This is a genomic window from Neobacillus sp. 204, from assembly GCF_046562815.1.
Taxonomy (GTDB): Bacteria; Bacillota; Bacilli; order Bacillales; family Cytobacillaceae; genus Neobacillus.
This window is the reverse complement of record NZ_JBJORY010000001.1, coordinates 905,063-912,207: the sequence shown is the minus strand read 5'-3', so window position 1 is coordinate 912,207 and position 7,145 is coordinate 905,063. Positions and strand designations below refer to the sequence as shown.

Genomic DNA, 7,145 nt, shown 5'->3' with positions numbered 1-7,145 from the left:
TTTACATTTTCTAATATTTTTTTACCTATTAGTCCAGCATTTCTCTCTATTAGCCATCGGCTTATCATTCTTTAAGCCGAGGTTTAGCAGGATCACAATTGGGTGGATCAAGATTTGTCGATTCTGCTAACTTCATAAGATAATAGCATTCTTCACGGAACATATGATCCGCCATTAAAGGGCCGAATGTTCCTAAAGCTTGCTTACTTAATCTGAGATCTTCGATTTCCTGTAGAAAATTTTGAAACAACTTTATTTCTAATTGGCTTTCTAAATTCATTCTTTCCAAAGCAGGGAAGGAAGCCAAGTTGGTCCTTAAATATCCTGCTAGTTCGACGGCTTTTAAGTAAAAATTTTCAAAGGTCTTCGTAAATTTAACACTTTTCTCCCTTAATTTCTTTTCGACACCATCTAAATTCGTGGAAATGGCTTCTCCATGACCCGCAGCATCCAATAACCATAAAAGATGATGATGCAGTTCATGGTATACGGGAGGGACTTCCCCAGCCTTTAGGTGTTCTAAAATTCTTAAATATTCCTCTAATTCGTTAACCATATGGTTGATAAAGGTGGGTGAAAGGTGAATTTTGATTTTTCCAATAAGGTGTTTTCTTATTAACTCTAATTTAAATTCCCTTAATTTTATGACCGCAGATTCTGCTTCATTTGTTAATGACACCAAATCAGAAGATTTTGCACGTTCCAGAAGAGTATCAAATACTCTAATAAAATTTGAGGCCTTTTCAATTTCCTCTCCTTGAACGGGTGCAAGAGCTTCAAGAATAAACCTAGAATGATCACCTAATATTTGGAGCCAAAAACGATGTTCAAATCTTGCTGTCCTTTCAAGGATATCATTCATGAATATTCCTCCCCGAATTAAATACCCACACTATTTTGATGTTTATTCTTTCTTTTTCCTTTTATGAACAAACGAACAAAATTTCACTTCAGCACTTAAATCTAAGCAAGCATATTCATTAGCTCTGCTTTTCTATCTTTAGCACATAGACTGTTTTCAGTTCGGGATGTAGAATAAACTCTATCATGATTTTTTGAGGTGAACATCGTGGGTGATAAATCAACCCGTATCTATCTATTATTTCTTGGTTTGTACGGTGTCTCTTATATGGGGAATGCTGTTTATGGTACTTTTATGCCTGTTTACTTAAAAAGTATTGGTTTGAGTCAGACGTCCATTGCAACTTTATTAAGCCTCGGTCCATTGATTGCGATTCTTGCTCAGCCTGTCTGGGGAAGTATCGGAGATCGATCAGAGAGTAAAAACAAAGTCCTTCAGATTCTAACTCTGGGAAGTGCAGTTTCGATATTGTTATTTCCTATATCAAATCATTACTTATATTTATTGATGATTATCTGCCTGATTACATTTTTTCAAACATCAATAAATCCATTAAGCGATGCGATCACTTTAGAATATCTAGCCCGAACAAGGTGGAATTTTGGTCCGATTCGATTGGCTGGGACCATTGGTTTTGCCCTTATGTCTGTTGTTTTCGGCATGATAGCCAAAAAGAATATCAACAGTATTTATGTCGTTTATTCCCTTGTTATGCTACTGACACTTATTATCTGTATTAAACTGCCAAAAATAAAAGGTCATCAGTCTTCTAAAAACAAAGTTTCTATTTTAGTGTTATTAAAGAATCGAAAACTCATGCTTTTTATGGCGATAAATTTTATTGTTCAGATGACATTAGGTTATTATTACGCTTTTTTTCCAATCTACTTTAATCAATTAGGCGCGGATAATGGACTGCTGGGTTGGTCTATGCTTGTCTCAGCTATGAGTGAGTTGCCGTTTTTGCTTTTCGGCCATAAAATCATTCAGCGTTTTGGGATTCCAGTTGTCTTATTAGGTACGGCATTCTTCGCTGGACTTCGTTGGCTGCTCCTTTATTTTGTCCATAATCCATACTTAGTACTGCCAATTCAAATGCTCCATGGTTTAATTTTTATCGTATTATCTGTAACGATTGCTATTTTTATAAATCAAGAAGTACCTAAGGAATTAAAGGCATCTGGTCAGACTATGAATGGATTAATTAGTTTAGGTTTAGCTAGAATAATAGGAAGTATGGCCGGAGGAGTTGCTAGTGAATATCTCGGCATGCGCGAAGTATTTTTATATAGTGCAGTAGTTGCTTTTATCACCTTTATTGCCTTTTTGTTCATTTTTTTAAAGGAAGCCAAAGCCGTGCAAAAAGTACCTATTTAAGAATTCAATCTAAAATAGGCCCCCAGCAAACCCAAAGCGGATTAAAACGGAGGCCTATTTCTACATCTTTTACTAAAGGTAAAAATATGGAACTTAAACGTACTGGGTTTTCTTATGCCATCCATGACTTTGAGAGGCGCTATACATTGGTTTCCCTTTTAATTCATGTCTTTAATCGATTATTATAATGAGCAAGTCGTTCTAAATCTGCAACCATTCTGCGACATCTAATATAGTCCTTTTTACGGCGTTCTTCGACTCTCATTCTTACTGAATGATGTCTTCTGTATTCTTCATAACCTACACCATGAGCACTAAGCATTGCTTTTTCCATTTCGCACGTATAACTTAATTGTAAATGATTGATAACAAATCATTCCTTTCAGTTCTTTTCACATGGCGAATTGTTCTTTTTCGTAGTTTTCATCTTATCATTGAATTCTACGGTACACAAAGTCGAAATACCGGTGTATTTTGCTGTATATAGGAATGTCATTCAAACTCGAGAAAATATCACTGAGATACTTACTTTTTCAGCCATATCCTTCCATATAGTGCAAATCCTACCCTTTACTTTCATCTACTTATTATCTAATCTTTGCATTCTGTTAATCTTATGTTGTTCAAAATCCCACTTCGATAAAAATTCTTTTGCAGATGTATAGCCTGACATATAGAGAAAATCGATTTCATCCTTATCCAGTTCAAAATCAGTTGCGTTAAGGTCACCTGCTGGAATTTGAATGGTACGTTCAATCGTTTCTTTGTTCAAATATCGTAAATCATGGGCTTGAATCATCGTTTTAATGATATTTTTAAAAAGGTGGAGGGGGGTTGGAATAACTGGATCTATGTTAACTTTATCTTTCACAAAACGGAAGCCGAACGTTGGCCACCGAGGATTGTCCGTATCAAATATCCATATTGGGAAATTACTTAGTAAACCACCATCTAAAATGTAGGATTTTTTACGGTCTTTTGATTTCCAAATAACTGGACGGTAGAAAAATGGCAGAGAGGCACTCATCATAACCGCGGTTGAGACTTTTAGATCTACAGGAGTCATCCCGTAGCGAACTAAATCATCTGGCAAAATAAGCATTTCGCCATTTGAAACATCAGAAGCAATGATCTTCAATTTTTCCTCTGGAAGATCCGCAAATGTTCTTATCCCTTTTTCAGTAAGAAGCGAATCCAGCCACGTTTCTAAATAATCATTTTTATAAATTCCAAGATGAATCATTAGTTCTAATAAAGAGCCTAAAATGGGAATTCGATTCAAGAACGTCCCACCTCGAAGCTTTGAAAAATCTAGTTTGCTCAGATGATATCTAATTTCATGGCTTTTGTAGCCGCTTGCCAAAAGAGCAGCGATTATAGCTCCTGCTGATGTTCCAGCCAATCTTTCCCATTCTACTTTTTCCTCTTCCATTGCTTGAATCGCTCCAATAAAAGCAATTCCCCTGGCTCCACCACCTTCAAAAACAGCATCTGCCTTCATTTTTTTCCACCTCACGATTTATTTATAGTAAACTGCTAAGATTGTTCCTTAACAACGAAAATGAAGTATTTCTGACAAAACCCTACCTCTGTTACTTAAAATTTAATTTTTCTAATATAATCCTTAACTTTGAGATAAGTAAATCTTATGGTATTTGCCGATACTTTATTACTCTTAGGTATTGGGATATTATTGTTAAATTTCATAGTCAAATGGGCTTTAATTTCTATAATAGTATCTTTATAGTATCCTGATTGCCAATAAACGTCGAAGGTCATATCTACCATTTCTTTCTATCTCTCTTACTATTTTAATAGTATTAATGAACTTCCATCCTCCATACAGCATCTTCTTTCAGGACAAGCATAAGATGGAAATAACCATCTTTTGCTGGAAGGAATGTTCCGCCTTGACATTTAATAAAACCAAGTTTTCTGCGTCGTTGTATGCAACAATATCGATTAGTTTTTGGGGAGTTTCTTTTGTATCGACGAAAGCTGTTCTAGGAAAACTTGACCCCTATGCGTTACTGGTTCTTCGTTTTGGAATAGGTGCATTATTTTTACTATTGCTATTACTAATGCAGCGTAATCGGTTACTTGTCTCCATTAAATATGTCCCACATTTATTGATCCTTGGGATTCTTGGGGTATTTGTTCATCAGGTGCTCCAGGCAACAGCATTGTTAACGATTAATGCTTCTTCTGCTGGATGGCTCATTTCGTTATCCCCCATCTTTACAGTCATCCTATCCATTCTTTTTTTGCATGAGAAGATGACTATAACCAAAGCTGCCGGAATGGTACTGGCGGTAACAGGAGTGCTGCTAGTCACAACAACAAGAAGTGGACAATCCTTCCAATTCTCCTTGAATATAGGCTTTCTCCTCATGATTTTGAGTACATTGAATTGGGCTGTTTATTCGGTGTTATTAAAAAGTCTAAAAATTCCTTATTCCCCTCTTTTGATCACGTTTTATATGAGTTTATTAGGTTTGATTCTTACCCTACCATTGATCTTCAGAAATAGAGGCTGGGAATCCCTTTCCTTTTTGACCTATAAAGAGTGGGCCCATTTGATGTTCCTTGGTATTTTTGTTTCAGGAATTGCTTATTGGTATTGGGGGAAGGCACTTGAAGTCTTAGAAGCTTCGAAAGTTTCAATGTTTCTATATTTGGAGCCGATCGCAACGTTGGTTGCTGCGGTTTTGCTTTTACAAGAAAAAGTTTTTCTCATAAGTGTTGGTGGGGGAATCATAATTATAATTGGAGTGATTATTGTTAACGGTCAGCTTGTGCCTATGTTGTTTAGCATCTTCAAGAAAAAACGTCTATAGGAGATGAGCTTTATGACTATGACAGGTAGAATGAAGATTGTTTTAAATACATTAAAAAGCCCATCTAAAACCGAGTTGAAAGACGCTTTATTACAACTACATTTGACACTTGATGATCTTGCTCAATTGCCAGAACCCTCCAAGGGAAAGCCTTACAATCGAAAGCTATTATATAAAAATGATGAGGTCGAGCTGCTTATGATGAATTGGTCTCAGTTGGAATGTGCTCCTCATGATCACGGCAATTCCCACGGCTGGATACAAGTTCTCTCTGGCACTTCCCTTAATTCGGTTTATGAGTTAAACGGGAATGGTTTACCAACAGAATTGTTTCATGAATATCATCATAAAGGGAAATGTTTTTATGCACCAAAAAAAGCCATCCATAAAATGCAAGCTTCTAACAATACAGATTTAGTCACTCTCCATCTTTATTCCCCTCCTATAACAGGAATGATTGTTTATGACCTACAAAAATGTGCGGCTTGTGTCGTATCAGACGATTGCGGCGCGTGGTGGCCCGCTGAACAATATCAAAAGGTCAAAGAGATCCAGCTTAACAAGGATTTTACAAAGAATGAAAGATGAAAGGAAAAGGCAACTACCACAAGTGTACTGCACCCCAAAAGTTAGAGTTAAATCTAATTTTTGGGGTGTTTCTTTATGGCTAAGTATAGTGAAGGATTTAAGTTAATGTTAGTAAAGGAGTATCAAGAAGGTAAATTAGGATTTAGGCTTTTAGCACAAAAGCATAATATGAAGGACCATACACGCATTATGAGATGGGTAAAAGTTTACGAAAAATTTGGGGAGAAAGGTTTAATTAAAAAGAAGAGTAAGGAAACTTACTCTGTTCAATTTAAGTTGGATGTATTAAGCTTTATGAAAAGCACAGGTTCTTCAGAGGTTAATACAGCCCTTCATTTTGGGTTAACTAACCCTTCTATGTTAGCTTCGTGGAAGAAAGCTTATTTGGAGGGTGGTGCCGAGGCCCTGGATAGATCGAAAGGACGGCCATCCATGTCAGGTAAAGCTAAGAACAGCGGAAATAAAAAAATTACAGAAGAAAAAGAATTAACGTACGAACAAAAATTGGAGAAAGATAACGAACTTCTTCGTTTGGAGGTAGAATACTTAAAAAAGTTGCGAGCTTTTCAGATGGATCCGGAAGGCTATCTCGAAAAGCACAAGCAGCGTTATCATTCGAACTCAAAGAAACCTTCAAACTAAAGGATGTTTTACAAATAGTCGGCATTCCAGAATCCTCCTACCATTATCAAATAAAAATGATGAAGAAGGAGAATCCAGACCAGGAGTTAGAGGAACTTATTCAATCCATTTTCGAAGAACATAATGGAAATTATGGTTATCGTCGTATTCAATTAGAATTGGAAAACCGTGGGGTTGAAGTGAATCATAAGAAGGTTCAACGCATCATGAATAAGCGTGGTCCTAAGGGAGACAAGTTCAGATTAAAATCACGTAAGTACAGCTCTTACAAAGGATCGACGGGAACTGTTGCCAAGAACCTAGTTAATCGCCGCTTTAAAACAAATGTTTGTCATCAAAAATTAACGACCGATATTACAGAATTCAAGTGTTCAGACAGTGTAAAACTGTATTTAAGTCCAATTATGGATATGTTTAATGGTGAAATTCTATCATACGGGATAAGTATGCGCCCAACCTTAGAATTAGCGCTCAAGCCTCTTGAAGAAGCACTAGAAATAGTAAAGAATTCAAAGTTCAGAACGACTATACATTCTGATCAAGTATGGCATTATCAACATAATAAATGGGTAACAACGCTCAAGGAGAACAAGGCGTTCCAGAGTATGTCGCGAAAAGGAAACTGTTTAGATAATTCGCCAATGGAGAACTTTTTCGGATTACTGAAACAAGAAATGTATTATGGGGAACCACTGTGCTCTTTTGAAGAATTAAAAACGAGAATTAAAGAATATATGATTTACTATAATAACAAGCGGATAAAGCAAAAATTGGCTGGTATGAGTCCGGTACAATACCGTATCCATACCAGCCAATTAGCTGCATAATATAAAACTCTA

General features: G+C 36.3%; 8 protein-coding genes. 5 read left to right on the top strand and 3 right to left on the bottom strand.

Features of this window, described 5'->3' with window-relative positions; all coding sequences use genetic code 11:
• Positions 1-64: 64 nt before the first annotated feature.
• Positions 65-862, bottom strand: coding sequence for a DUF2935 domain-containing protein (locus ACJ004_RS04135; protein WP_410891241.1), 798 nt, complete (start codon positions 860-862; stop codon positions 65-67).
• Positions 863-1,069: 207 nt separating this feature from the next.
• On the opposite strand from ACJ004_RS04135, the gene ACJ004_RS04130 reads away from it, so the two are divergent.
• Positions 1,070-2,239: an MFS transporter gene (locus ACJ004_RS04130; RefSeq protein ID WP_410891240.1), complete on the top strand. Its 1,170-nt coding sequence runs from the start codon at positions 1,070-1,072 to the stop codon at positions 2,237-2,239.
• Positions 2,240-2,402: 163 nt separating this feature from the next.
• Here ACJ004_RS04130 and ACJ004_RS04125 read toward each other — a convergent pair whose 3' ends face one another.
• On the bottom strand, positions 2,403-2,561 hold the full coding sequence (locus ACJ004_RS04125; RefSeq protein ID WP_410891239.1) for a YuzK family famiily protein: 159 nt from the start codon (positions 2,559-2,561) through the stop codon (positions 2,403-2,405).
• 258 nt (positions 2,562-2,819) lie between these two features.
• Positions 2,820-3,740: a patatin-like phospholipase family protein gene (locus ACJ004_RS04120; protein WP_410891238.1), complete on the bottom strand. Its 921-nt coding sequence runs from the start codon at positions 3,738-3,740 to the stop codon at positions 2,820-2,822.
• 409 nt (positions 3,741-4,149) lie between these two features.
• Here ACJ004_RS04120 and ACJ004_RS04115 point away from each other — a divergent pair, with 409 nt between their 5' ends.
• The 4 genes from ACJ004_RS04115 (at position 4,150) to ACJ004_RS04100 (ending at position 7,133) form a co-directional block, all read left to right on the top strand.
• A complete protein-coding gene (locus tag ACJ004_RS04115) occupies positions 4,150-5,076 on the top strand; it encodes a DMT family transporter (RefSeq protein ID WP_410891237.1) in 927 nt (308 codons plus the stop codon).
• Between the two features lie 12 nt (positions 5,077-5,088).
• Positions 5,089-5,664, top strand: coding sequence for a cysteine dioxygenase (locus ACJ004_RS04110; protein ID WP_410891236.1), 576 nt, complete (start codon positions 5,089-5,091; stop codon positions 5,662-5,664).
• 75 nt (positions 5,665-5,739) lie between these two features.
• Positions 5,740-6,306, top strand: coding sequence for a helix-turn-helix domain-containing protein (locus tag ACJ004_RS04105; RefSeq protein ID WP_410891235.1), 567 nt, complete (start codon positions 5,740-5,742; stop codon positions 6,304-6,306).
• Positions 6,207-7,133, top strand: coding sequence for an IS3 family transposase (locus ACJ004_RS04100; RefSeq protein WP_410891284.1), 927 nt, complete (start codon positions 6,207-6,209; stop codon positions 7,131-7,133). The genes ACJ004_RS04105 and ACJ004_RS04100 overlap by 100 nt, the downstream gene beginning before the upstream one ends.
• The last annotated feature ends 12 nt before the right edge of the window (positions 7,134-7,145 follow it).

Excerpts from the sequence above, each read along its gene's own strand:
- ACJ004_RS04110 (WP_410891236.1), top strand. The coding sequence starts at position 5,089 with ATGACTATGACAGGTAGAATGAAGATTGTTTTAAATACATTAAAAAGC.
- ACJ004_RS04105 (WP_410891235.1), top strand. The coding sequence starts at position 5,740 with ATGGCTAAGTATAGTGAAGGATTTAAGTTAATGTTAGTAAAGGAGTAT.
- ACJ004_RS04135 (WP_410891241.1), bottom strand. The coding sequence starts at position 862 with ATGAATGATATCCTTGAAAGGACAGCAAGATTTGAACATCGTTTTTGG.
- ACJ004_RS04125 (WP_410891239.1), bottom strand. The coding sequence starts at position 2,561 with ATGCTTAGTGCTCATGGTGTAGGTTATGAAGAATACAGAAGACATCAT.
- ACJ004_RS04120 (WP_410891238.1), bottom strand. The coding sequence starts at position 3,740 with ATGAAGGCAGATGCTGTTTTTGAAGGTGGTGGAGCCAGGGGAATTGCT.